The 25212-nt window shown below is 70.3% G+C and carries 21 protein-coding genes, 1 pseudogene and 1 riboswitch; of the genes and pseudogenes, 19 read left to right on the top strand and 3 right to left on the bottom strand.

The genetic code is table 11. The features are described from left to right. The first annotated feature begins 9 nt into the window (after positions 1–9). From AB0O65_RS12600 to AB0O65_RS12585, 4 genes are all read left to right on the top strand, one after another. Positions 10–759, top strand: a complete 750-nt coding sequence (locus AB0O65_RS12600; RefSeq protein ID WP_071643622.1) for an amino acid ABC transporter ATP-binding protein — start codon at positions 10–12, stop codon at positions 757–759. 40 nt (positions 760–799) lie between these two features. Next, positions 800–1705 carry a glutamate ABC transporter substrate-binding protein gene (locus tag AB0O65_RS12595; RefSeq protein ID WP_363385563.1) on the top strand — a complete coding sequence of 302 codons (906 nt, stop codon included), beginning with the start codon at positions 800–802 and terminating at the stop codon, positions 1703–1705. Positions 1706–1767: 62 nt separating this feature from the next. Then, complete coding sequence (locus tag AB0O65_RS12590) at positions 1768–2424, top strand: amino acid ABC transporter permease (protein ID WP_071643624.1); 657 nt, start codon at positions 1768–1770, stop codon at positions 2422–2424. Continuing rightward, positions 2421–3356, top strand: a complete 936-nt coding sequence (locus AB0O65_RS12585; RefSeq protein ID WP_071643625.1) for an amino acid ABC transporter permease — start codon at positions 2421–2423, stop codon at positions 3354–3356. Before AB0O65_RS12590 ends, AB0O65_RS12585 begins: the two co-directional genes overlap by 4 nt. A 27-nt stretch (positions 3357–3383) precedes the next feature. Here AB0O65_RS12585 and AB0O65_RS12580 read toward each other — a convergent pair whose 3' ends face one another. After that, positions 3384–4889, bottom strand: coding sequence for a gluconokinase (locus AB0O65_RS12580; RefSeq protein WP_363385558.1), 1506 nt, complete (start codon positions 4887–4889; stop codon positions 3384–3386). A gap of 123 nt (positions 4890–5012) precedes the next feature. Between AB0O65_RS12580 and pheS the strand changes: the two genes are divergently transcribed. From pheS to AB0O65_RS12520, 12 genes are all read left to right on the top strand, one after another. Continuing rightward, positions 5013–6062 (top strand): phenylalanine--tRNA ligase subunit alpha, encoded by a 1050-nt coding sequence (pheS, locus tag AB0O65_RS12575; RefSeq protein ID WP_071643627.1) that lies wholly within the window; start codon positions 5013–5015, stop codon positions 6060–6062. Beyond that, complete coding sequence (gene pheT, locus AB0O65_RS12570; protein WP_313480439.1) at positions 6062–8584, top strand: phenylalanine--tRNA ligase subunit beta; 2523 nt, start codon at positions 6062–6064, stop codon at positions 8582–8584. The genes pheS and pheT overlap by 1 nt, the downstream gene beginning before the upstream one ends. Positions 8585–8683: 99 nt before the next feature. Next, positions 8684–9658 carry an NAD-dependent epimerase/dehydratase family protein gene (locus AB0O65_RS12565; RefSeq protein ID WP_363385553.1) on the top strand — a complete coding sequence of 325 codons (975 nt, stop codon included), beginning with the start codon at positions 8684–8686 and terminating at the stop codon, positions 9656–9658. Between the two features lie 73 nt (positions 9659–9731). Further along, a riboswitch (TPP riboswitch) is annotated at positions 9732–9825 on the top strand. Further along, positions 9817–10680: a hydroxyethylthiazole kinase gene (gene thiM / locus AB0O65_RS12560; protein WP_363385550.1), complete on the top strand. Its 864-nt coding sequence runs from the start codon at positions 9817–9819 to the stop codon at positions 10678–10680. It overlaps the preceding riboswitch by 9 nt. Continuing rightward, positions 10677–12803, top strand: a complete 2127-nt coding sequence (locus AB0O65_RS12555) for a bifunctional hydroxymethylpyrimidine kinase/phosphomethylpyrimidine kinase (RefSeq protein ID WP_363385547.1) — start codon at positions 10677–10679, stop codon at positions 12801–12803. The genes thiM and AB0O65_RS12555 overlap by 4 nt, the downstream gene beginning before the upstream one ends. Before the next feature lie 281 nt (positions 12804–13084). Continuing rightward, positions 13085–14137, top strand: a complete 1053-nt coding sequence (gene argC / locus AB0O65_RS12550) for an N-acetyl-gamma-glutamyl-phosphate reductase (RefSeq protein ID WP_071643631.1) — start codon at positions 13085–13087, stop codon at positions 14135–14137. After that, positions 14134–15291, top strand: a complete 1158-nt coding sequence (gene argJ / locus AB0O65_RS12545; protein ID WP_363385543.1) for a bifunctional glutamate N-acetyltransferase/amino-acid acetyltransferase ArgJ — start codon at positions 14134–14136, stop codon at positions 15289–15291. The genes argC and argJ overlap by 4 nt, the downstream gene beginning before the upstream one ends. Next, positions 15288–16190 (top strand): acetylglutamate kinase, encoded by a 903-nt coding sequence (gene argB / locus AB0O65_RS12540; RefSeq protein WP_071643633.1) that lies wholly within the window; start codon positions 15288–15290, stop codon positions 16188–16190. The genes argJ and argB overlap by 4 nt, the downstream gene beginning before the upstream one ends. Beyond that, positions 16183–17424 carry an acetylornithine transaminase gene (locus tag AB0O65_RS12535; protein WP_363385540.1) on the top strand — a complete coding sequence of 414 codons (1242 nt, stop codon included), beginning with the start codon at positions 16183–16185 and terminating at the stop codon, positions 17422–17424. Before argB ends, AB0O65_RS12535 begins: the two co-directional genes overlap by 8 nt. Then, positions 17421–18356, top strand: a complete 936-nt coding sequence (gene argF / locus AB0O65_RS12530; RefSeq protein WP_363385537.1) for an ornithine carbamoyltransferase — start codon at positions 17421–17423, stop codon at positions 18354–18356. Before AB0O65_RS12535 ends, argF begins: the two co-directional genes overlap by 4 nt. Then, positions 18353–19774, top strand: a complete 1422-nt coding sequence (gene argH / locus AB0O65_RS12525; protein WP_363385534.1) for an argininosuccinate lyase — start codon at positions 18353–18355, stop codon at positions 19772–19774. Before argF ends, argH begins: the two co-directional genes overlap by 4 nt. 80 nt (positions 19775–19854) lie before the next feature. After that, positions 19855–20496: a SatD family protein gene (locus AB0O65_RS12520; RefSeq protein WP_191713225.1), complete on the top strand. Its 642-nt coding sequence runs from the start codon at positions 19855–19857 to the stop codon at positions 20494–20496. A gap of 38 nt (positions 20497–20534) precedes the next feature. Here AB0O65_RS12520 and AB0O65_RS12515 read toward each other — a convergent pair whose 3' ends face one another. Further along, positions 20535–21119: a hypothetical protein gene (locus tag AB0O65_RS12515; protein WP_363385531.1), complete on the bottom strand. Its 585-nt coding sequence runs from the start codon at positions 21117–21119 to the stop codon at positions 20535–20537. A 75-nt stretch (positions 21120–21194) separates the two neighbouring features. Here AB0O65_RS12515 and tyrS point away from each other — a divergent pair, with 75 nt between their 5' ends. The 3 genes from tyrS (at position 21195) to AB0O65_RS12500 (ending at position 25079) form a co-directional block, all read left to right on the top strand. Next, positions 21195–22496 (top strand): tyrosine--tRNA ligase, encoded by a 1302-nt coding sequence (gene tyrS, locus AB0O65_RS12510; RefSeq protein ID WP_363385528.1) that lies wholly within the window; start codon positions 21195–21197, stop codon positions 22494–22496. Between the two features lie 94 nt (positions 22497–22590). Then, positions 22591–24165, top strand: a complete 1575-nt coding sequence (locus AB0O65_RS12505) for an MFS transporter (protein ID WP_225211417.1) — start codon at positions 22591–22593, stop codon at positions 24163–24165. Positions 24166–24245: 80 nt separating this feature from the next. Then, complete coding sequence (locus AB0O65_RS12500) at positions 24246–25079, top strand: DUF4184 family protein (RefSeq protein WP_363385525.1); 834 nt, start codon at positions 24246–24248, stop codon at positions 25077–25079. A 37-nt stretch (positions 25080–25116) separates the two neighbouring features. Here AB0O65_RS12500 and AB0O65_RS12495 read toward each other — a convergent pair. Then, positions 25117–25212: pseudogene (locus tag AB0O65_RS12495) on the bottom strand (L-ribulose-5-phosphate 4-epimerase); the annotation flags it as partial.

Raw genomic sequence — 25212 nt, 5'->3', positions numbered from 1 at the left:
CTGTAACCCATGGCAGAGCGCAATGACGCCCTCGTGGTGGTCGAGAACGTCCAGAAGCACTACGGCGATTTCCATGCCCTGAAGGACATCGATCTGAAGGTCGACCGGGGCGAGGTGGTCGTCGTCATCGGTCCGTCCGGCTCGGGCAAGTCGACGCTGTGCCGCACGATCAACCGACTCGAGACGATCACGAGCGGCGAGATCCGCATCGACGGCAAGACGCTTCCCGCCGAGGGCAAGGGCCTCGCGAAGCTGCGCGCCGAGGTCGGCATGGTCTTCCAGTCCTTCAACCTCTTCGCGCATCTCACCATCCTCGAGAACGTCACCCTCGGGCCTATCAAGGTGCTCGGCAAGAGCAAGGCCGAGGCCGAGAAGGAGGCCATGGCGCTGCTCGAGCGCGTGGGCGTCGCGCAGCAGGCATCCAAGCTCCCTGCCCAGCTCTCCGGCGGCCAGCAGCAGCGCGTCGCGATCGCGCGCGCTCTCGCGATGCACCCGAAGGTGATGCTCTTCGACGAGCCGACCAGCGCGCTCGATCCGGAGATGATCAACGAGGTGCTCGACGTGATGGTCGGGCTCGCGAAAGAGGGCATGACGATGATCGTCGTGACCCACGAGATGGGCTTCGCGCGCAAGGCGGCCAACCGCGTCGTCTTCATGGCCGACGGCCAGATCGTCGAAGAGGCGGCACCGGAGGAGTTCTTCACCAACCCGAAGAGCACGCGCGCGAAGGACTTCCTGTCCAAGCTCCTCACCCACTGACCCCGCACCGAAACGCACCACAGCACAGAAGGAGACGCACATGCGACGCACACGAGCTCTCGCAGGGATCGGAATCGCCACGGCGGCGCTGCTGGCCCTCACCGGCTGCAACAGCGGCAGCCCCAGCAACCCGGGCGGCGGCGACGCCGGCGACGGCGGCGACACGCCGCTGTTCGAGGTCGCGAAGGACGTCACGCTCGACGGCAGCCCCACCTTCGACAAGATCGAGAAAGCCGACAAGGTGACCATCGGCGTCAAGGAGGACCAGCCCGGCCTCGGCTACCTCGACGCGACGACCGGTGAGCGCACCGGCTTCGACGTCGACATCGCCCGGTGGATCGCCGCCTCGCTCGGCTACGGCGAGGACAAGATCGAGTTCAAGCCGATCGCCTCCGCGAACCGCGAGCAGGCCATCGTCAACGGCGACATCGACTACTACGTCGGCACCTACTCGATCAACGACAAGCGCAAGGAGCAGATCGACTTCGCCGGCCCGTACTTCATCACCGGACAGGGTCTGCTCGTCGCGAAGGACGCACCGGAGGCGGACAAGCTCGAGGACTTCAACGGCAAGACCGTCTGCTCGGCCACCGGATCCACGCCGATCCAGAACATCAAGGCCAACTTCCCCGAGATCAAGACGCAGGAGTACGACCTGTACTCCGCATGCGTGCAGGACCTGATCGACGGCAAGGTCGACGCGGTCACCACCGACCAGGCCATCCTGATCGGCTACGCCGCCCAGTACCCGGACGAGGTCAAGGTCACCGGCGGACTGTTCACCGAGGAGCGCTACGGCGTCGGCCTCACCAAGGGCGATGACGCGCTGCGTGCGCACATCAACGACCTGTTCACCGCGAACAACGACATCTGGCAGGCCATCTTCGACAAGAACCTCGGCGACTCGGGGATCAAGGTCGAGCAGCCTGAGGTCGACGCGTACTGATCACCCTTCGGGGCGGCCCGCAACCGGGCCGCCCCGAACACATCCTGAGAAGGGAAGACGGCGTGGACGTCATCTTCGGAAACCTCGACCTCTGGGGTGGGGCGATCGCCAACACGCTGCTGGTGTTCTTCGTCGGCGGGCTGATCGCCCTCGTGCTCGGCATCATCGTCGGTGCGATGCGCGTCTCGCCGGTGCCGATCGCCCGCGGTGTGGGCACCGCGTACGTGAACATCATCCGCAACACCCCGCTCACGCTGGTCTTCTTCTTCTTCGTGTTCGGCTACCCGCAGCTCGGGCTGCCGGACCTGTCGAACACCGTGCTCGGCATCCTCGCCATCGGCATCTACACCGCCACCTACGTGGCGGAGGTGCTGCGAGCCGGCATCAACACCGTGCCGGTCGGCCAGGCCGAGGCCGCCCGCGCGATCGGCCTGCCGTTCGGGCAGGTCATGACGCTGATCGTGCTGCCGCAGGCGTTCCGCTCCGTGGTCCCGCCCATGATGAGCGTCTTCATCGCCCTGCTCAAGAACACCACCGTCGCCGCCGGGTTCTCGATCGCCGAGCTCGCGGCCCTGCGCGCCACCATCAACGATGCGCCCGGACGCCCCGGCAACCCGATGGAGGTCCTGCTCTGGGTCGCCGTCGTGTTCGTCGTGCTCGTGCTCGCGATGAGCGCGGTGCAGCGGCATCTCGAGAACAAGTGGAGGATCGCACGATGACCTCAGTGCTCTACGACGTCCCCGGTCCCCGGGCGATCGCGCGCAACCGCATCCTCGCCGTGATCACCATCGTCGTCGTGCTGGCTGCGATCGGCTTCGTCCTGTACCGGATGTACGCGACCGGGCAGTTCGAGCCGCAGAAGTGGTACGTCTTCACCTTCGCCAATGTCTGGAACGGCATCCTGGGCGCCCTCGGGAAGACCCTCGGCGCCTTCGCGCTCGCCGCCGTGCTCAGCGTCGTCCTCGGGTTCGTGCTCGCCATCGGCCGCCTCTCCGACCACGCCTGGGTGCGCATCCCGGTCGGCGTGGTCATCGAGCTGTTCCGCGCCGTGCCGGTGCTGGTGTTCATGATGCTGCTGTACTACGGCCTTCCGGTCATCGGCGTCGACATGGACCCGTACTGGGCGGTCGTCATCGGTCTGATGGTGTACAACGGCTCGGTGCTCGCCGAGGCGCTGCGTGCCGGCATCGAGTCGCTGCCCAAGGGCCAGAAAGAGGCCGGTTACGCGATCGGTCTGCGCAAGAGCGGCGTGATGCGCCTCATCCTGCTGCCGCAGGCGGTTCGGGCCATGCTGCCGGTGATCGTCGCGCAGCTGGTGGTCACGCTCAAGGACACCGCTCTCGGCTTCATCATCACCTACCCCGAGCTGCTGTACTACGCGAAGCTGCTCAGCTCGCAGCAGGGCCGGCCCATCCTGCAGTCCGCGTTCGTCATCGGCGGCATCTACATCCTGCTCTGCCTGCTTCTCGCCGGCGTGGCGAAGTGGGTCGAGGTGCGCACCCGCCACTCGCCGAAGACGAAGGGCTACACCCCGGATGCCGGTGGCGACCCCCGCATCCACGGCGAGTCGACGGTGACCGAGGTCATCGCGATGCAGCGCGGGGCAGGCAAGTTCGACGCCGGAACGGGCGCGCCGCCCGCTCAGATCTGACCGGCGGCCCGCCCGATCCGGGCGGGCTCAGCCGGCGATGATCGCCGCGTACGCCTCATCGAATCGGCGTCGCAGGTCGTCGTAGTAGGCCCGCTGCCCGGCATCCGGTTCGGTGCGATCGGTCTGCGGGATGATCGCGAGCGGATGCTCCGGCTGCAGCACCGACAGGGCGATCGCCGCGGCGCCGCGCATCGTGACGCGCTTGACGTTCACCACCTGGACGGGGAATCCGAGCGCCTGCGCGATCACGGACATCATCGCGGGGAAGGCGCCGGCCACACCGCCCGATCCGATCACACGCTCGATCCCCGGACTCACCTCGCGCAGCTGCTCGAACACCCGCTGGTACGAGATGGCGATGCCCTCGGCCGCCCCGCGCCACAGCTCGCGCGGGCCCGAGGCCGATGACACCCCGGTCAGGGCGGCCCGAGCGCTGCCCGACCATCCGGTGGCGCGCTCTCCGGTGAGGAAGGGCAGCATGAGGGGCGTGCCCTCGGCGGGCGCGGCGCGCAGCAGCATGTCGACCTCGTCGTACGAGAGCGGAGCGAGGGTCGCCTGCAGCCACAGCGTCACGCGTCCGACGTCGTTCAGCGCCCCGCCGATGATCGACTGGGTGCGCGAGATGCGATACGCCCACAGGCCGGAGGGCAGCACGTCGGGGGTTCCGTCGACGATCACGCGGATCGCACCCGAGGTGGCCGCGGACATCGCGGCGACCTCCGGCGCAGATGCCCCCACCCCGACGTTCGACGCGTAGCCGTCGGGAACGGCAGGGAACCATGCGGCTCCCTCGAGCGCCGGCCAGCGGCGTGCGACATCAGGAGAGACGGCGGTGATCGGCTCGTCAGGGTCGACGATCGGCGCGAAGCGAGACCGATCGACGCCGACCGCCGCGAGCAGCTCGTCGTCGAGCTCGCAGGTGTGCCGGTTCAGGATGCCCGCCCACGCCATCGTCGAGGTCGCCGCGCCCTCGACCCCGGCCAGCTTCGCGTACACGTACTCGCCGAGCGAGAGGAACTTCGCGGTGCGTGCGAAGACGTCGGGCTGCTCGTCCTGCAGCCAGAGCAGGCGTGGCGGGTGATAGCTGGTGTGCAGACGCGCGCCGACGCGCTGGTGCACCTCGGTCTCGTCCAGGCGCGTGCGCAGCTCGGCCAGGTGTCGTGCCGACCGTGAATCCGCGTAGGTGTAGCACGGCGTGAGGGCGGCGCCGTCGGCATCCACGCACACCAGCGAGGAGGCGAACGTGTCCATCACCACGGCGCGGATGAGTCCGGGCTCGACGCCGTCGACCACCTGCCCGATCACGTCGGCGACCTCGGCGACGATCAGATCGGCGTCGATCTCGGCGGTGCCGTCCGCCTCCTCCACGAATCGGTGATCCGCTTTCGCGATGCGCTTCCTGATCGGACGGGCATAGGCGTCGTACAGGCTGCAGCGGGTGGAGCCGGAGCCGATGTCGATGGCCAGCACATACGGTGCGGGCGCGGACACCAGGGCGATGGCCTCGGTGGTGGGCAGGTCGTTCGCGGTCATCGTCATCCCGTCGCGCTCGTCGGTCCCGGTCGATGGCGATCCTATCGGCGAGCGCTCGGTCCGGCGGCGGGCGGTCCGGCGGCGGGCGGGTCGGCATGCGGGGCGCCGGTAGACTCTTCTCTCGTGTCAGACTCGCCCGAAACACCCCAGATCACCCCAGAGGCGGTGGAGGTCGCCGTCGACGCCGCGCTCGCCGCGATCGGCGCCGCAGCCGACACGGCGCAGCTGAAGGCGGCACGTGCTGCGCACGTCGCCGAGGGCTCCCCGCTGGCCGCGCTGAATGCGGCGATGCGTCAGGTCGCCCCGGAGCACAAGGCCGCGTTCGGCAAGCTGATCGGTCAGGGCAGGGGTCGCGTGACCCAGGCGCTCGCGGCCAAGGAGACCGAGCTCGCCGAGGCCGAGACGGCCGCGCGACTCGAGGCCGAGCGCGTCGACATCACCGCCGTCGCGTCGCGCTCCCGCGTCGGCGCTCGACACCCGCTGCCCCTCATGCAGGAGCAGATCAGCGACATCTTCGTCGGCATGGGGTGGGAGGTCGCGGAGGGGCCTGAGCTCGAGCACGAGTGGTTCAACTTCGACGCGCTCAACTTCGACGAGGATCACCCCGCCCGCCAGGAGCAGGACACCTTCTACGTCGATCCGACCTCGCGTCACCTCGTGATGCGCACGCACACCAGCCCCGTGCAGGTGCGCTCCATGCTCGACCGCGAGCTGCCGATCTACGTGCTCTGCCCGGGACGCGTGTACCGCACCGACGAGTTCGACGCCACCCACCTGCCGGTGTTCACCCAGGTCGAGGGTCTCGTCGTCGACAAGGGCATCACGATGGCGCACCTGAAGGGCACCCTCGATCACCTCGCCCAGCAGCTGTTCGGGGCTGAGGCGAAGACGCGTCTGCGCACCAACTACTTCCCGTTCACCGAGCCCTCAGCCGAGTTCGACCTGTGGCACCCGACCTTCGCCGGCGGCGCACGCTGGATCGAGTGGGGCGGCTGCGGCATGGTCAACCCGAACGTGCTGCGCGCGGCGGGCATCGACCCCGAGGTGTACAGCGGATTCGCCTTCGGCATCGGCGTCGAGCGCGCCCTGATGTTCCGCAGCGATGTGAAGGACATGCGCGACATGGCAGAGGGCGATGTGCGCTTCAGCGAGCAGTTCGGGATGGTGGTGTGATGCGCGTTCCGATCTCATGGCTGCGCGAGTACGTCGATGTGGCACCGGATGCCACGGCCGAGGACGTGCTGGCGTCGTTCGTGTCCGTCGGTTTCGAAGAGGAGGACGTCCACCGCTTCGAGATCTCCGGCCCCGTGGTCGTGGGCCGGGTGCTGTCGATCGAGCCCGAGCCGCAGAAGAACGGCAAGACGATCAACTGGTGCCAGGTCGATGTCGGCGTCGAGAACGGCGGCGTGCGCGGTATCGTGTGCGGCGCTCACAACTTCGTGGTCGGCGACAAGGTCGTGGTGAGCCTGCCGGGGGCCGTCCTGCCAGGGCCGTTCCCGATCTCGGCCCGCAAGACCTACGGCCACGTCTCCGACGGCATGATCGCCTCGGCGCGCGAGCTGGGTCTCGGTGACGAGCACGACGGCATCATCGTGCTCGCCACCCTCGGGCTCGACCCGGAGGTCGGCTCGGATGCCATCGCCCTGCTGCACCTCGACGACTTCGCCGTCGACGTGAACGTCACCCCCGACCGGGGATACGCGTTCTCGCTGCGGGGACTCGCGCGCGAGTACGCGCACGCCACCGGCGGAGAGTTCCGCGACCCCGCCGAGCGGGACTTCTCGGACCTGCAGCCAGGATCCGGCTTCGACATCCGCGTCGACGACTCCTCGCCCATCCGCGGTGCGGTGGGCGCGAGCGAGTTCGTCGTGCGCGTCGTGCGGGACGTCGATCCGTCGCGCCCCACCCCGCCCTGGATGATCGCTCGGCTGAGCCTGGCCGGAATGCGCTCGCTCGGCGTGCTGATCGACATCACCAACTACGTGATGCTCGAGCTCGGCAACCCGATCCACGGGTACGACCTCGACAGACTGCAGGGCGGCATCGTCGTGCGTCGCGCGGTCGAGGGCGAGCGGATGACCACGCTCGACGGCCAGGACCGCGCCCTGCACGTCGAGGATCTGCTGATCACGGACGGCTCCGGACCCATCGGTCTCGCCGGTGTCATGGGCGGCGGCACGACCGAGATGAGCGATGAGACCCGCAACGTGCTCATCGAGGCGGCGACCTTCGACCCCGTCACGATCGCCCGCACCGCCCGGCGCCACAAGCTCCCCAGCGAGGCCTCCAAGCGCTTCGAGCGCGGAGTGGACCCGCTGATCCCGTTCGTCGCCGCTCGCCGCGTGGCCGATCTGATGGTCGAGCTCGCCGGCGGAACGCTGACCGATGAGGGCGGCGCCCTCTACGCCGAGGTCGAGATCGCGGGCATCGACCTGCCCCGCGGCTTCACGCAGGGTGTCGTGGGGGTCGACTACACGGATGAGGAGATCGTCAGCGCGCTCGAGATGATCGGCGCCGAGGTGACCCCTGCGACAGGCTCGGGAGCCCCGGCACAGGGGTGGTTCGTCATCCCGCCGAGCTGGCGACGCGACCTGACCGACAAGTGGACCCTGGTCGAGGAGGTCGCGCGGATCCACGGGCTCGACCGCATCCCCTCGATCCTGCCGACCCCGCCGTCCGGGCGCGGATACACCGCGCTGCAGATCGGGCGCACGCGCGTGGCGGATGCGCTCGCCGCGGCGGGCTTCGTCGAGACTCCGTCGTTCCCGTTCACCACCGAGCAGCACAACGATCTGCACGGCTCGGCGAGCGGCGCGCACCTGCCCAGCATCCGTCTGGCCAACGCTCTCGACGGTCAGGCGCCGTTCCTGCGCCGCTCGCTCGTGCCCGGCCTCCTGCAGACCGCGCACCGCAACATCTCGCGCGGGCTGGTCGACCTGGCGCTGTTCGAGGTCGGCTCGGTGTTCGCGCCGGAAGACGGCGTCGCGTACGGCACCGACGTCGTCCCGCCGCTGGGCCAGCGTCCGTCCGACGAGACGCTCGCCGAGCTCAACGCGTCGATCCCGCCGCAGCCGCGCCTCGTCTCGGCGCTGCTGACGGGCAACATCACCCCTCGGCAGCCGGGGCGTGCGGCCGAGCACGTCGATCTCTCCGATGCGCTCGATGCGGTCCGCGTCATCGCGGTGGCCGCGGGTGTGGAGATCGACGTCGAGCAGACACAGCGCGCGGCACTGCATCCGGGTCGCGCGGGGGCATTGAGCGTGTCGGGCGAGCAGGTCGGGTACGTCGGCGAGCTGCACCCGCAGGTCTCGGCGGATGCCGATCTCCCCGGTCGCGCGTACGTGCTCGAGCTCGACCTCGATCGCGTGCTGACGCTCGCCGGGCACCGGGTCGTGGCCGAGTCGCTGTCGACGTTCCCCGCCGCGACGCAGGACGTCTCGCTGGTCGTCGGCGTCGAGGTGCCGGCGTCAGAGGTGCGCACGGCGCTCGTGGAGGGCGCAGGCGATCTGCTGGAGTCGGCGCGGCTCGTCGACGACTACCGCGGCGAGGGCCTCGGGGAGGGGCAGAAGAGCCTGAGCTTCGCCCTGCGCTTCCGGGCATCCGATCGCACCCTGACCGCGGCCGAGGCGACCGAGGCGAAGCTCGCCGGCGTGGCCGTCGCCGCTGAGCGCTTCGGGGCGACCATCCGCGACTGACCGCACGACGCCCCCGGAGCCGACCGGCTCCGGGGGCGTCGTCGTCTGCTCTGAGCGGAATCCCTTCCCCTCTTCGTGCACCGGTGCTGTCATGGCCGGATGGATCAGGTGCTCGTGCTCGGCGGAACAGGATGGCTCTCGGGGCGGATCGCACAGCGGTGGCGGGATGCCGGTGCGGAGGTGACCTGTCTGGCGCGGGGCGAGCGCCCCGCGCCGGACGGCACCGTGCTGTGCCGCGGCGATCGGGACGACCCCGGTGTCTACGACCCGCTCGCCGAGCAGCACTGGATCGAGGTGGTCGACGTCTCCTCGCGCGCCGATCACGTCACCGCGGCGCTCGCCGCGCTCGGCGACCGCGCCGATCACTGGACGTACGTGTCGTCCCTGTCGGTGTACGCGGACGACGTGACGGACGGGCTCGACGAGTCGGGTCTGCGTCACGCGCCGGCCCAGCGCGGCGACGCGTACGACTACGGTGCGCAGAAGGTCGCTGCGGAAGACGCCGTGACGGCGCTGGTCGAGAACGCGCTGATCGTGCGCCCTGGACTCATCGTCGGCGCGGGCGACCCGAGCGACCGCTTCGGGTACTGGCCGGCGGCTTTCGCCCGGGCGGGGAGCGAGCCCGTGCTGGTGCCCGAATCGGCCGACCGCTCCGTGCAGGTGGTCGACGTCGACGACCTGGCTGACGTCGTCGTCGGTGAGCTCGGGCAAGGGGTCATGAACGCCATCGGAGACGTGCATCCGCTCGCCGAGCTGCTCAGCCGCATCCGTGCCGGGGCGGGACACACCGGGGAGCTGCGGGAGGCGAGCGACGAGTGGCTGGAGGGGCACGGCGTGCAGTACTGGATGGGGGAGAGGTCGCTTCCTCTCTGGCTGCCCGCCGACATGCCCGGCTTCATGCGCCGTGACAGTTCCGCTTACCGGGCGGCCGGAGGGGTGCACCGCCCGCTCGCCGAGACGATCCGCGCGGTTCTCGACGACGAGCGCACCAGGGGTCTGGACCGTGCGCGCCGCGCGGGCCTGAGTCGCGCGGACGAGCTCGCTCTCCTCGCCCAGCTGACGTCGCCCAGCTGAGTCGCCCTGACATGTCGCCCTGACACGGAGCGTCATTCCGGCCGCCCCGGTCGGTGTCCTCGCTAGACTCGCGGGCAGTGACACGGGGTGCCGCATCCGCGGCTGAGATCACACCCGTCGAACCTGATCTAGTTCGTACTAGCGAAGGGATGTCGCCCATGTGCGATCCGCTGCGTCCATCCGTCCGTATCCCGGCGGTCTCCGCCGAGCTTCTCACCCGTGTGCGGCAGATACCGCCGCTCACGCACTGCATCACGAACACCGTCGTCACGGGCTTCACCGCGAACGTGCTCCTCGCCGCGGGCGCGTCGCCCGCGATGGTGGACATCGTCGGAGAGGCCGGCATGTTCGCCCGGCTGGCCTCGGGTCTGCTGATCAACCTCGGCACCCCGACGCCGGAGCAGCGGGCGGCCAGTCGTGAAGCCGTCGCCGGAGCGAACGACGCGGGCACGCCGTGGGTCCTCGACCCGGTCGCGGTCGGCGCCCTCCCCGTGCGCACCGCCCTCGCCGGCGAGCTGGTGCGGCTGCGGCCGACGGCCGTGCGCGGCAACGCCAGTGAGATCCTCGCGCTGGCCGGCAGCGGCTCGGGCGGGCGAGGGGTGGACGCGCTGGATGACCCGGACGCCGCGCTGGATGCGGCTCGTTCCCTCGCCACCCGCTTCGGCGCCGTGGTCGCCGTCTCCGGGCCGGTCGATCTCCTCACCGACGGCACGCGCGTCATCCGGGTCGCGAACGGGGATGCACTGCTCACCCGCGTGACCGGCGGCGGCTGCGCCCTCGGGGCGCTCATGGCCGCCTTCCTCGGCGCTGCGCGTGACACCGACGCGGACGCCCTGGAGGCGGTCGCGGCGGCCACGCTCGTCTACACCCTGGCAGCCGAGCACGCGGCTCGCGTCGCCGACGGGCCCGGCAGCTTCGCGGTCGGCCTGCTCGATGCCCTCGCCGGAATCGACCCGACCGACATCGCCGCCGAGGCGCGGGTCGAGCAGCACGATGCGCTCGTCGAGGAGGTCGCGAGATGACCCGTGACCTGTCTATCCACCTGGTGACCGACTCCGCCCTGTGCGGCGAACGCGGTGTCGTCGACACGGTCCGCGAGGCCGTCGCCGGGGGCGTGAGCGTGGTGCAGCTGCGAGACAAGAGCGCCTCCGACGCGTCGGTGATCGAGCAGCTCATCGCCCTCAGCGACGTGATCGACGGCCGCGCGGCGCTTGTCGTCGACGACCGGATCGACGCGGCTCTCGAGGCGCGACGGCGGGGAGCGCGAGTCGACGGAGCGCATGTCGGACAATCGGACATGCCGGTCGCCGAGGCTCGGCGTCTGCTCGGACCCGACGCGCTGATCGGACTCACCGCGAACACGTCCGCTCACCTCGCCGCCGTGCGCGCGCTGCCCGCCGGGACCGTCGACTATGTCGGCATCGGAGTGATCCGACCCACCAGCACCAAGCCGGACCACCCGCCTGCTCTCGGCCTCGACGGATTCGCCGCGCTCGCCGCCGAGAGCCCGGTGCCGGTCGTGGCGATCGGCGGCATCCGGACCGACGACGTCGCCGCGCTGCGCCAGGCGGGGGCGGCAGGGGTCGCCGTCGTCTCCGCCGTCTGCGCCGCGCCCGACGCCCGTCGCGCGGCGCGCGAACTCCGGCGTCGGTGGACGGGGCGCACCGTCCCGCGCGTGCTCAGCATCGCCGGCAGCGATCCCTCCGGCGGCGCGGGGATCCAGGCCGACCTCAAGTCGATCGCCGCGCACGGCGGATACGGGATGGCCGCCGTGACCGCCCTGACGGCCCAGAACACCCGGGGCGTGCACGGCGTGCACGTGCCACCGGCGGAGTTCCTGCGGGCGCAGCTGGACGCCCTCGCCGACGACATCGTGATCGACGCGGTGAAGATCGGGATGCTGGCAGACGCCGAGATCATCCGCACGGTCGCCGACTGGCTGCGGGCGCACCGCCCGCCGACGGTGGTGCTCGACCCCGTGATGGTCGCCACCAGCGGGGACCGCCTGCTCGACGCGCCGGCGGAGGCTGCGCTGCGCGAGCTCACCGGGCTCGCAGACGTGATCACCCCGAATCTGGACGAGCTCGCGGTGCTGGTGGGACGGGGCATCAGCGACTGGGACGACGCGCTGGGCGCCGCGCAGCGGCTGTCAGCCCAGACGGGAGCACTCGTGCTCGCGAAAGGCGGTCACCTCGACGGCCCGACCGTCCCGGACGCCCTCGTCGACGCGGACGGAGTCGTGGCCGCATTCGACGGCCCGCGCATCGACACGACCAGCACGCACGGCACCGGCTGCTCGCTCTCGTCGGCGATCGCCACGCTCCGGGCTGGCGGGCGGGAGTGGCCGGATGCCGTGCGCGCGTCCCGCGCCTGGCTGCGGGAATCCCTGCGCGCGGCCGACGCCCTGGACGTCGGGCGCGGACACGGGCCGGTCAGTCACTTCGCCGGGCTGTGGCACCGTGGCGGTCTGGCCACACGTCCGTCCGCCGAGGAGATCCGGGATGAGTGGTGGCGCAGCGTCGCCGGAATCCGACGCGACATCGACGGGCTGCCGTTCATCCGCGCGCTGGCCGACGGATCGCTCGATCGCGAGCGGTTCCTGGCCTACCTCGCGCAGGACGCCCTGTACCTGCGGGAGTACGCACGCGTGCTCGCGGAGGCCGCGCGTCTGGCTCCGACGCCGGTCGAGCAGGCGTTCTGGGCGGAATCCGCCCGGGGCTGCATCGTGGGCGAGCTCGAGCTGCACGCCTCATGGCTGACGCCGGCGACGGGCGTCAGTGCGGAGACGTTCGACGCCGAACCGAGCGCGGTCACGACGGCCTACCTCGATCACCTGCGCGCGACGGCGTTCGCGGGTGCGTACGAGACGCTGGTCGCCGCCGTGCTGCCCTGCTTCTGGCTGTACACCGACCTCGGCATGCGGCTGCGCGCGGGGGAGTTCGGAGCGCAGACGCGGGATCCGCAGCATCCCTATGCGTCGTGGCTCGAGACGTACGCCGACCCGGATTTCGCCGCGGCGAACGAGCGCGCCATCGGCTTCGCGACCGCGGCGGCGGCGAGAGCAGACGATCGGCTCAGACGGGACATGCACCGCGCCTTCGTCGTCGCGTCCGAGCACGAACGGGCCTTCTTCGACCTTCGCTGAGACAGCAGCGCCGAGCGTGTGGATTTGCGGATCCCGCGCCCTCGGCGCTACTGTCGCCGCATGCCCTCGGTGCCACAGCCCTCGCAGACGCTCGTCTTCAGCGTCGCTGCCGTGCGCCGACGTCGCAGCGGCCGCCGACTCTAGGCGACCCCGCGCCCCCGCCCTCCGCCACGCGCAGGGACCAGATCGGAGGACGCCGGTGTCGCCGCCCCGGCCCGCCCATCGCTCGCATCCCGCGTCATCCTCGGGGTCGACCGAGCACCGACCGTTAAGGTAGAAGCATGACGTACTCCGTCGCCGTCTCCGGCGCATCCGGCTATGCGGGAGGCGAGATCCTGCGGCTCCTCGCCGCCCACCCCGACATCGAGATCCGCACCGTCACCGCGCACTCGAACGCCGGTCAGCCGCTCATCGAGCACCAGCCGCATCTGCGCTCCCTCGCGCACCTGACCCTGCAGGACACCACCCCCGAGATCCTCGCGGGGCACGACGTGGTCTTCCTGGCGCTTCCGCACGGCCAGTCGGGGCAGTACACCGACGCGCTGGCCGACGCGCCGCTCATCATCGATGCCGGGGCGGACCACCGCCTCACCTCGCGGGACGCGTGGGACGCCTTCTACGGCGGGGCATTCCACGAGCCGTGGGTCTACGGCGTCCCGGAACTGCTCACCACCGCCGGCAAGCAGCGCGAGAACCTGCAGGGGGCGACCCGGATCGCCGCCCCCGGCTGCAACGCCTCCACCGTGGGCCTGAGCCTCGTGCCCGGCGTCGCGGCCGGCGTGATCGACCCGTCCGACATCGTCAGCGTGCTCGCCGTCGGCCCCTCCGGCGCCGGCAAGAGCCTGAAGACCACCCTTCTCGGCAGCGAGATCCTCGGCACCGCGAACCCGTACGCGGTGGGCGGCACGCACCGGCACATCCCCGAGATCCGCCAGGCTCTGGCCGCGGCATCATCCCACGCGCCCGACGACATCCGCATCTCGTTCACCCCCGTCATCGTCCCGATGGCCAGGGGCATCCTCGCCACCTCGACCGCTCCGATCGCCGCCGGCGCGACCGACGCCCAGATCCGCGACGCGTGGCAGAGCGCGTACGCAGACGAGACGTTCGTGCAGCTGCTTCCTGAAGGTCATTTCCCCCGCACGGCCGACGTGCTCGGCGCGAACACCGCGCTGATGGGTCTCGCTGTCGACCGCGCCGCGAACCGGGTGACCGTCGTCACCGCGGTCGACAATCTCGTCAAGGGTACGGCGGGCGCCGCCGTGCAGTCCATGAACATCGCGCTCGGCCTGCCCGAAGGTCGCGCCCTCACCGTGAACGGAGTCGCGCCGTGAGTGTCACCGCACCCCAGGGTTTCGAAGCATCCGGAGTCGCCGCAGGCCTGAAGAGCACAGGCAAGCCCGACGTCGCCGTCGTCGTCAACCGCGGCCCGCGCAAGATCGGAGCGGCTGTCTTCACCACCAACCGCGCCAAGGCCAACCCGATCATCTGGTCGCAGCAGGTCATCGCCGATCGCGTGGTCGAGGCGGTCGTGCTCAACTCCGGCGGCGCCAACTGCTTCACCGGTGCCTTCGGCTTCCAGACCACCCACCTCACCGCGGAGAAGGCGGCCGAGCTGCTCGACGTCAGCGCGGGTGATGTCCTGGTGTGCTCGACCGGGCTCATCGGCACCGGCGACGAGGTGTTCCGCGGCAAGGTGCTCGACGGCGTCGAACGCGGCATCGCCTCCCTTCGTGCCGACGGCGGCGACGACGCGGCGGCGGCCATCATGACGACCGACAGCGTGCCGAAGACCGCAACGGTCACCCGCGACGGCTGGACGATCGGCGGCATGGCCAAGGGCGCGGGCATGCTCGCCCCGGGGCTGGCGACCATGCTCGTCGTGATCACCACCGACGCCGATCTCGAGGCATCCCAGGCCGACGCGGCGCTGCGCAGGGCGACCGCCGTCAGCTTCGACCGGCTTGACTCCGACGGATGCATGTCGACCAACGACCAGGTCACCCTGCTCGCCAACGCCGCCAGCGGCATCCGCCCCGACCTGGACGACTTCGCCGCCGCGCTCACCGAGCTGTGCCGCGACCTCGCCGAGCAGCTGCAGGCCGACGCCGAAGGCGCGAGCCACAGCATCGCCATCGAGGTGAAGAACGCCGTCACCGAGACCGAGGCCGTCGAGGTCGGCCGATCGGTCGCACGCAACAACCTCTTCAAGGCCGCGATCTTCGGCAACGACCCGAACTGGGGCCGCGTGCTCGCCGCGATCGGCACCACCTCCGCCCAGTTCGACCCGTACGACGTCGACGTCTCGATGAACGGGGTGCGCGTGTGCACCGCGGGAGGCCCCGACCGCCCCCGCGAGGAGGTCGACCTGACGCCGCGCGAGGTGCGCATCGAGATCGACCTGAAGATGGGCGACGCGACCGCGACCATCCTCACCAACGACCTGACCCACGACTACGTGCACGAGAACAGCGCCTACGCCTCATGACAGACATCCAGGACACCCCGCCGGAAGAGGCCGCCGTCAAGGCAGCGACACTCATCGAATCCCTGCCGTGGCTGAGGAAGTTCCGCGATCAGATCGTCGTCGTCAAGTACGGCGGCAATGCGATGGTCTCCGACGAGCTGCAGGAGGCGTTCGCGCAGGACATCGCATACCTGCGCTACGTCGGCGTGCAGCCGGTCGTCGTGCACGGCGGCGGGCCGCAGATCTCGAACATGCTCGATCGACTCGCCATCCCGAGCGAGTTCAAGGGCGGCTACCGGGTGACCAACACCGAGGCGATCAGCGTGGTGCGCATGGTGCTCACCGGGCAGGTCAATCCGCAGCTCGTCGCGAAGATCAACTCGCACGGGCCCATCGCGACCGGCCTCAGCGGTGAGGACGCCGGCCTGTTCGGCGGCCGTCGACGTGGCGTCGTGATCGACGGCGAAGAGGTCGACCTCGGCCGGGTCGGCGACGTCGTCGAGGTCGATCCGACGCCCGTGCTGGATCACCTCGCCGCCGGGCGCATCCCGGTGGTCTCCTCGATCGCCCCCGACCTCGACCACCCCGGCCAGTCGCTGAACGTGAACGCGGATGCCGCGGCAGCCGCGCTCGCCGTCGCGCTCGGCGCCCGCAAGCTCGTGATCCTCACCGACGTGCCCGGCCTGTACGCCGACTGGCCGAACCGCGACTCCCTCGTCTCGCACCTCACATCCAGCTCGCTGGTCGAGCTGCTCCCCACGCTCGAGTCGGGGATGATCCCGAAGATGCGGGCATGCCTCGACGCCGTCGAGGGCGGCGTCGATGCCGCAGCCATCATCGACGGACGGGTGCCGCACTCGGTGCTGGTCGAGCTGTTCACGAGCAAGGGAATCGGCACGGAGGTGGTCAAGGATGTCTGACTGGAGCGATGACGCCGCGCGCGATCTGATGAGCCTGGGCGGGCGGCTGGCACTGCTGACCCGGGGTGAGGGCTCGTGGGTGTGGGATGCCGACGAGAACCGCTACCTCGACTTCCTCGGCGGCATCGCGGTGAACTGCCTCGGGCACGCGCACCCGGTCTTCGTCGACGCCGTCTCACGTCAGGCCGCGACACTGTCGCATGTGTCGAACTACTTCGCATCCCCCGCCCAGCTCGAGATCGCCGCGCGACTGAAGCGCCTGGCCGGCACCGGTGAGCAGGGCCGCGTGTACCTGGCCAACTCCGGCGCCGAGGCGAACGAGACCGCCATCAAGCTGTCCCGCCTGCACGGTGCGCGTTTCGCCGAGACCGAGGGCGGCGCACGCACGACGATCCTCGTCGTCGAGGGGGCCTTCCATGGCCGCACGATGGGCACGCTGTCGCTGACGCCGAAGGCCGCGTACCGCGACCCCTTCCAGCCCGCGGTCCCCGACGTGGTGACCGTCGAGCGCTCCGTCGAGAGCCTCGAGGCGGCATTCGCGTCACACGCGGTGGCCGCGATGATCGTCGAGCCCATCCAGGGCGAGGCGGGGGTCGTCGAGCTGCCGGCCGGGTTCCTCGCCCGTGCCAGGGAACTCGCCACCGAGAACGACGCGCTGCTGATCCTCGACGAGGTGCAGACCGGGTCCGGACGCACGGGGGAGTGGTTCGCATTCCAGCGGGAGGGCATCACCCCGGATGCGGTGACCGTGGCCAAGAGCATCGGCGCCGGCTTCCCGCTCGGCGCCCTCATCACCTTCGGAGCGGCGAGCGACCTGTTTTACCCCGGAACCCACAACTCGACCTTCGGCGGCAACCCGCTCGCGAGTGCTGTCGCCAACGCCGTGCTCGGGCACATCGAGAGCGCGCATCTGCTCGAGAACGTCACCGCGCGCGGAGCACAGCTGCGCGATGCCGTGACCTCGCTGCCGCTCGTCGACGCGGTGTCGGGCGCGGGACTGCTCATCGGCATCCACCTCACCGCACCGGTCGCCGCCGACGTCCGCGCGGCCGCGCACGAGCGCGGACTCATCGTCAACGCGCCCACGGCGGATGTCATCCGCATCGCCCCGGCGTACACGATCGGCGACGAGGAGGTCGACGAGTTCGTCTCGCGGTTCAGCGCCGCGCTCGCCGCCGTCGCCGAGACGCTCCAGGCACAGAACGCAACGACCCCCACGGAGGCTTCCGCATGACCCGTCACCTGCTGCGCGACGACGACCTCACCCCCGCCGAGCAGGCGGAGATCCTCGATCTCGCGCTTGAGCTCAAGAAGGACCGCTGGGCGAACAAGGCGCTCGCAGGTCCCCAGACCGTCGCGGTGATCTTCGACAAGTCCTCCACGCGCACCCGTGTCTCGTTCGCGGTCGGGATAGCTGATCTCGGCGGATCACCGCTGATCATCTCGACGGCGAACAGCCAGCTCGGCGGCAAGGAGACACCCTCCGACACGGCACGCGTGCTCGAGCGTCAGGTTGCGGCCATCGTGTGGCGCACCTACGCGCAGTCTGGCCTGGAGGAGATGGCGCGCGGCACCCGGGTTCCCGTCGTCAACGCGCTGTCCGACGACTTCCACCCCTGCCAGCTGCTGGCCGACCTGCTCACGATCCGCGAGCACAAGGGCGACCTGAAGGGGCTCACCCTGTCGTTCTTCGGCGACGGCCGCAGCAACATGGCGCATTCGTACGCGCTCGCCGGAGTGACCGCCGGGATGCACGTGCGCATCGCCTCTCCCGAGGCCTACGCGCCACGCCCTGATGTGGTCGCCGCCGCGCGGTCGCGTGCGGCGCAGACCGGCGGCTCGATCACGCTGATCTCCGACCCGCGCGAGGCCGCCGTCGGCGCCGACGTGGTCGTCACCGACACCTGGGTGTCGATGGGCAAGGAGGAGGAGAAGATCGAGCGGCTGCGCGATCTCGGCGGGTACAAGGTCACCACCGGTGTCATGTCGCAGGCGGCATCGGATGCCATCTTCATCCACTGCCTGCCCGCCGACCGCGGCTACGAGGTCGACTCCGAGGTCATCGACGGCCCGCAGAGCGTCGTCTGGGATGAGGCGGAGAACCGTCTGCACGCGCAGAAGGCGCTGCTGGTGTGGCTGCTCGGCAAGCAGGAGGCGGCAGCGTGAGCGGCCACGGCACGAACGAGGGCGCACTCTGGGGTGCGCGCTTCGCCGGGGGGCCCTCGCCGGAACTGGCCGAGCTGAGCCGGTCGACGCATTTCGACTGGATCCTCGCCCCGTACGACATCGCGGGATCGCACGCGCACGCCACGGCGCTGGAGGCGGCGGGGTACCTCGAGGCCGACGAGGCCCGCATCATGCACGAGGGGCTCGACGCCCTCGCCGCACGCATCGCAGACGGCACGCTGCTGCCCGACCCGGGTGACGAGGACGTGCACGGCGCGCTCGAGAAGGCGCTCATCGCCGAGGTCGGTGCCGATGTGGGCGGCCGGCTGCGCGCCGGTCGCAGCCGCAACGACCAGATCGCGACGCTCGTGCGGATGTACCTCATCGACCACGCGCGGATCATCGCCAAGCACCTGCTGCGCGTGATCGACGCGCTGGTCGCCCAGGCCGAAGCCCACCCCGGCGCCATCCTGCCGGGGCGCACGCACCTGCAGCACGCCCAGCCGGTGCTGCTCGCCCATCATCTCCAGGCGCACGCCTGGCCGCTCGTGCGCGAGCTCGAGCGCCTCGTCGACTGGCGGCGTCGCGCCGGCGCCTCGCCGTACGGCGGGGGAGCGCTCGCCGGCTCCACCCTGGGGCTCGACCCCGCGCTCGTGGCGCGCGAGCTCGGGTTGGACCGCCCGGCCGAGAATTCGCTCGACGGCACCTCGGCGCGCGATGTGGTGGCGGAGTTCGCGTTCATCGCGGCGATGACCGGCATCGACCTGTCGCGTCTGAGTGAGGAGATCATCCTCTGGAACACACGGGAGTTCGGCTTCGTCACGCTCGACGATGCCTACTCGACCGGGTCGAGCATCATGCCGCAGAAGAAGAATCCCGACATCGCCGAGCTCGCCCGCGGCAAGTCGGGCAGGCTGATCGGCAACCTGTCCGGGCTGCTCGCCACGCTCAAGGGCCTGCCTCTGGCGTACAACCGCGACCTGCAGGAGGACAAGGAGCCCGTCTTCGACTCGGTGCAGACGCTCGAAGTGGTGCTGCCCGCGTTCGCCGGCATGATCGCCACGCTGCGCTTCGACACCGAGCGGATGGCGCAGCTCGCGCCACAGGGCTTCTCGCTCGCGACGGACGTGGCGGAGTGGCTGGTCAAGCGCCGGGTGCCGTTCCGCGACGCCCACGAGATCTCGGGTGCGCTGGTGCGTGCCTGCGAGGAGCGGGGCATCGGTCTCGAGGATGCGGATGACGAGCTGCTGCGCTCGGTGTCGGAGCACCTGACCGCCGAGGTGCGCGACGTGCTCTCGATCGAGGGTTCCGTGGCATCGCGGTCGGGTGTCGGCGGCACGGCGCCGGAGCGCGTCGCCGAGCAGCGGGCCGAGCTTGTGGCCCGCGCGCAGGCCGCGGCGCACGCCCTCGGTCTCTGATACTCGGGGGCTTCGCCTGATATCCACCAGACATGAGTGATTCGCTTATTATCGCAAGATATCAGTGATAACCTTATGACATGGTGATCGCAGTCACGGCCGACATCATCGGCTCCCGGCAGCTCGATGACCGCGCCGTCGCGCAGCAGCACTTCGACGCGGCGATCGCTCGCGTGCAGCGCGATCTCCCTGTGGCTGCGCAGCCGCTTCGGCCCACGGTCGGCGACGAGCAGCAGGGGGTGTATCCCACGCTGGATGGCGCACTGGCCTCTCTGCTGCTGATCCGTCTCGCGCTGCCGGACGGTGTGGAGTTCCGCTTCGGGATCGGCGTCGGCGATGTGGGGCGCATCCCCTCCACCGCGTCCAGGGACGGCATTCCGGAGGGGCCGGGATGGTGGGCCGCCCGCAGCGCCATCGAGCACGTGCAGACGCTGCAGAAGCGTGCCGCCCCCGAGGCCCGCAGCTGGATCGTCGTGCACGAGAGCGCGCAGATGCCGCGTGAGCAGGTGCGGTGGGCCAACGCCTACCTGCTCGCACGCGACGAACTCGTCGGCGGGATGCGAGAGCGCCTGCGACGCCTCACCTACGGTCGCTGCCTCGGTCTCACCCAGCGTGAGCTCGCCGAGCAGGAGGGCATCACGCAGTCGGCCGTGTCGCAGGCGCTGACGGCCGCGGGGGCTGCGGCTGTGGTCGAGGGGTTCCGGCTGCTCGACGTCGACTGACGGGGGCAGTCCTGATCACCCCAGGCTGAGGCGCAGGATCAGCCCAGGCTGAGGCGCACGATCAGCCCGATCGCTCCCGCCCAGAGCAGGCTGGCGAGCGTGCCGATGATGAAGCGCTCCCGCGCCTCGGCCTCGGCCAGCTCGGGGAATCGACCGATGCCCTTCACGGCGATGATCGCCGCGATCGCCTCGGGGAACCCGACGGCGATGGCAAGCACTGTGCAGATCCGCTCGAGGTAGCCGATCACCGTGCCCCCGCGCATGAGCGTGCGCACGTGCGCGGGATCGGCGTGCTGGGCGGCGACGATGAGGATGCCGCCGTCCTCCGTCTCCCGCACGCGCTTGCCCGTGGCGATGTCCAGCGCACGACGGGTGAACGGATTGCCTCCGAGCGTCGCGGCGCCGATGCCGATCACCGTCATCGGCACGCCGATGGCGGGCATCGCGATCGGGCGGACGACGATGGCGATCGTCACCGCAGTCACGAGCAGAACCGCGCACAGCACCATCGGCGGCGTCGACGGTCTGCGCACGCCGAGCAGGGAGAGCACCAGCACGACGAGCAGCACGATCCCGATGATCGCGGAGAGCACGGTGGAGGTGAGCGGATCGACCGGCGACATCCCGACAGCATCGCACGGGCATCCGACAGCCCGACGGGTCGGGAGCGCGTGTCCCGCGCTGATAATCTGGAACGCGTGTCGAATCCCGCTCTGACGACCGCCTCCGTGGCGCTCGATCCCACGTTCGAGAACGTGTGGGACGAGCTGCTGTGGCGCGGCCTCGTCCACGTGTCCACCGATCAGGAGGCGCTGCGCGCCCTTCTCGCCGGGGACCCGATCACCTATTACTGCGGATTCGACCCGACCGCGCCCAGCCTGCATCTCGGCAACCTCGTGCAGCTGCTCACCCTGCGCCGCATCCAGCTCGCCGGTCACAGGCCGCTCGGCCTCGTCGGCGGATCGACCGGCCTGATCGGGGATCCTCGCCCGACCGCGGAGCGCACGCTGAACACGCCCGAGACGGTCCAGGAGTGGGTGCAGCGCCTGCGTACGCAGGTCGAGCGCTTCCTCAGCTTCGAGGGCGAGAACGCCGCCCGCATCGTGAACAACCTCGACTGGACGGCGCCGATGAGCGCCATCGACTTCCTGCGCGAGATCGGCAAGCACTACCGTGTCGGCACGATGCTGAAGAAGGACGCGGTGGCAGCCCGTCTGAACTCGGATGCCGGCATCAGCTACACCGAGTTCAGCTACCAGATCCTGCAGGGCATGGACTTCCTGGAGCTGTTCCGCTCGTACGACTGCGTGCTGCAGACGGGCGGCAGTGACCAGTGGGGCAACCTCACCAGCGGCACCGATCTCATCCACCGTGTCGAGGGTGCCTCGGCGCACGCGATCGGCACTCCGCTCATCACCAACAGCGACGGCACCAAGTTCGGCAAGAGCGAGGGCAACGCGGTCTGGCTCGACGCCGACATGTGCAGCCCGTACCGGATGTACCAGTTCTGGCTCAGCACCGCCGACGCGGACGTGATCGAGCGGCTCAAGGTGTTCACATTCCTGACCCGAGCCGAGATCGAGGAGTACGCGGCTCTCGTCGAGAGCGAGCCGTTCCGCCGCGCGGCGCAGAAGCGTCTCGCGCTCGAGGTGTGCGCCACCGTGCACGGCATCGAGGCGACGGCCGCGGTGATCGCGGCGTCGGAGGCGCTGTTCGGTCAGGGCGACCTGAGTGGACTCGATCCGGCGACCCTGCGCACGGCGCTGGACGAGCTGCCGAATGCGACGATGCCCGCCGGCACGCCGGTGGTCGAGGCGCTCGTCGCGACGGGTCTGGTGACCAGCGCATCCGAAGCTCGGCGCGCCATCGCCCAGGGTGGTGTCTCGCTCGACGGTGCGAAGGTCGTCGACGACGAGACCACCGTCCAGGGCACACTGCCCGGCGGTGTCTCGGTGCTGCGCCGCGGCAAGAAGACCCTGGCGGGCGTCTTCGTGGAGTGAGGCCGCTCTGCGCGGCGGCCCAGCTTCGCGGCCCGGGGGAGCAGTAGCATCGGACAGCTGACGCTGTCCGCAAGCACTCGAGGAGCTGGTCCCCTTGCCCAAGGAAGCACATGTCCGCCGTACCGTCCCGCGCCGCGCCACGCGCCGGCTGCAGGTCGATGACGTCCTGGTCGTCCGCAAGAGCCGTTTGAGAACGGCGATCTCGGGCACCGTCGTCGGCAACTTCATGGAGTGGTTCGACTTCGGGGTCTACGGCTATCTGGCCGTCACGCTCGCCGTCGTCTTCACCGGCGATCTGCCGGGCTCGTGGGGGCTGCTGATCACGCTGCTCGGCTTCGCCATCTCGTTCCTCGTGCGCCCGCTGGGTGGGATCGTGCTGGGTCCGCTGGGCGATCGCATCGGTCGTCAGCGCGTGCTGTTTCTCACGATGGCGATGATGGCGGTCGCGACCGGCCTCATCGGCGTGCTGCCCACCTCAGCGCAGATCGGCCTGTGGGCGATCATCCCGCTCTACCTGCTGAAGATGGTGCAGGGCTTCTCCACGGGTGGCGAGTACGCCGGTGCGACCACCTACGTCTCGGAGTTCTCACCCGACCGCAGCCGCGGCTACTGGTCGTCGTTCCTCGACGTCGGCTCGTACGTCGGCTTCGCGGCGGGCGCCAGCGCGGTGGCGGTGACCACGTGGATCACCGAGAGCCTGTCCGGCCCCGACGCCATGACCGAGTACGGCTGGCGCATTCCGTTCCTCATCGCCATCCCGCTCGGTGCGGTCGCGATCTGGTTCCGGCTGCGCATTCCCGAGACCCCTGCCTACGAAGCGGAGGAGAGCGCCGGGCTCACCCGCACCGACGCCGACGACCCGTTGGCGCGCCAGGGGATCGCGGGCATCTTCCGCCACTACTGGCGTCAGATCCTCATCGGCGTCGCCCTCGTGTCGGCGACGAACACCGCCGGGTACGCCCTCACCAGCTACATGCCGACGTACCTCGAGAAGGAAGTGGGCGTGTCGAACCTCATGGCCGCGCTCGCCACCGTGCCGGTGCTCGTCGTGATGAGCGCGTGCCTGCCGTTGATCGGGCGACTGTCCGACCGCATCGGCCGACGGCCGGTGTACGGCATCGCCGTCGGGTCGACGATCCTGCTCATGGTGCCGGCGTTCGCGGTCATGCAGATCGGCGAGGAGTGGGCCGTCATGATCGCGCTCGCCATGGTCGCCATCCCGGTGGCGTTCTATGTGGCGATCTCGGCTTCTGCGCTGCCGGCGCTCTTCCCGACGGCGTCGCGATTCGGCGCGATGGCCATCGCGTACAACCTCGCCGTGTCGCTGTTCGGCGGCACGACGCCGCTGTTCAGTCAGGCGCTGATCGAGCTGACCGGGAACGTGTACATGCCCGCGTTCTACATCATGTTCTTCGCGGCGCTGGGCGGCATCGCGCTGCTGAGCATGCGCGAGACCGCGCAGCGGCCGCTGCTGGGTTCGGTGCCGACGGTCGAGAGCGTGGCGGAGGCGGAGGAGCTCGTGGCGGGGCAGGACGAGAACCCGTTCATCGACACCCGCACGATGCCCCTCGCCGTGGTCGGCGCCGAGGACGACGCGGAGCGCGCGAGCGGTGCGCCTGACTCCGGAAGCCGCCCCGCTGCGTCCGGCGACGACTCGCCGAGCCGGTAGCAGGTCGACGCCGGAGCGGCCAGACCGATGGCCGGATCGGCACACCCGAGACGTTCGCGCACGCCGCAGCTGGAGGCCGCATGCCGTTCACACCCAGCCACGCCATCGTGGCCCTGCCGCTGCTGCGCACGCCCCTCGTGCCGGCCGCGCTCGCGATCGGCGCGATGACCCCCGATCTGCCGCTGTTCACGCGCGGCCTCGGCCCCGGATACCTGTTCACGCACTCCGTGGCGAACGTGGGGTTCACCGCGCTCATCGCGCTCGTGCTGCTGCTGCTCTGGCGAGTGGTGCTGCGTCCCGGACTCGTCGCCCTCGCGCCGGATGCCCTCGCCCGCCGCCTTCCCGAGGCGTGGTCGCAGTCCGGTAGGGCGATCGCACGGGATGCGCTGCGCGGCCCCGATGGTCGGGGAGGGCCGTGGCTGCTGGCAGCATCCCTCGTGATCGGTGTGCTCTCGCACATCGGCTGGGATCTGTTCACCCACGAGGGACGGTGGGGGGTCGAGGCCCTGCCCGCGCTGCAGCAGATGTGGGGTCCGATGCCGGGGTACAGGTGGCTGCAGCACGGCTCGAGTGTCGTCGGCCTCGTGGTCATCGCCGGATTCATGCTGCGCTGGGTGCGGCAGCGTCCGGCGAGGCAGCTGCCGCACCGCAGCCCGGTATGGCTGCGGTGGCTGTGGATGCTCGCGCTGCCGGCGGTGCTCGGGGGAGCGTGGCTGCTCGGGCTGGCGACCTCCGGTCCCGACATCACGGTGCAGCAGCTGGCCTACCGCACGCTGCCGGCCGCATCGGGACTGTGGGGAGCGCTCACCTTCGTCCTGTGCCTGCTGCTCGTCACCATGCGCAGAGAGACCGGCGTCACGGACGCCAGCATCACTGCAACACCGACGGTCCCGCCCCGCACCGGGCCGAGTTGACGAGGCCGACCCCGAGCCGGCTGCTGTCGTGTTCGGGGACCACACCCCCCACCTCGGGCATGTTCCGGTACACGTAGGCGTGCGCGGCGGTGTCGCTCGACGGCGACCGGTCGCTGCCCTCGCTGCCGGGGAT

Source organism: Microbacterium sp. NPDC077391, from assembly GCF_040686955.1.
Lineage (GTDB): Bacteria > Actinomycetota > Actinomycetes > Actinomycetales > Microbacteriaceae > Microbacterium > Microbacterium commune.
Note: the sequence above shows the minus strand (reverse complement) of the source record. Positions and strands in the feature narration are given on the sequence as shown.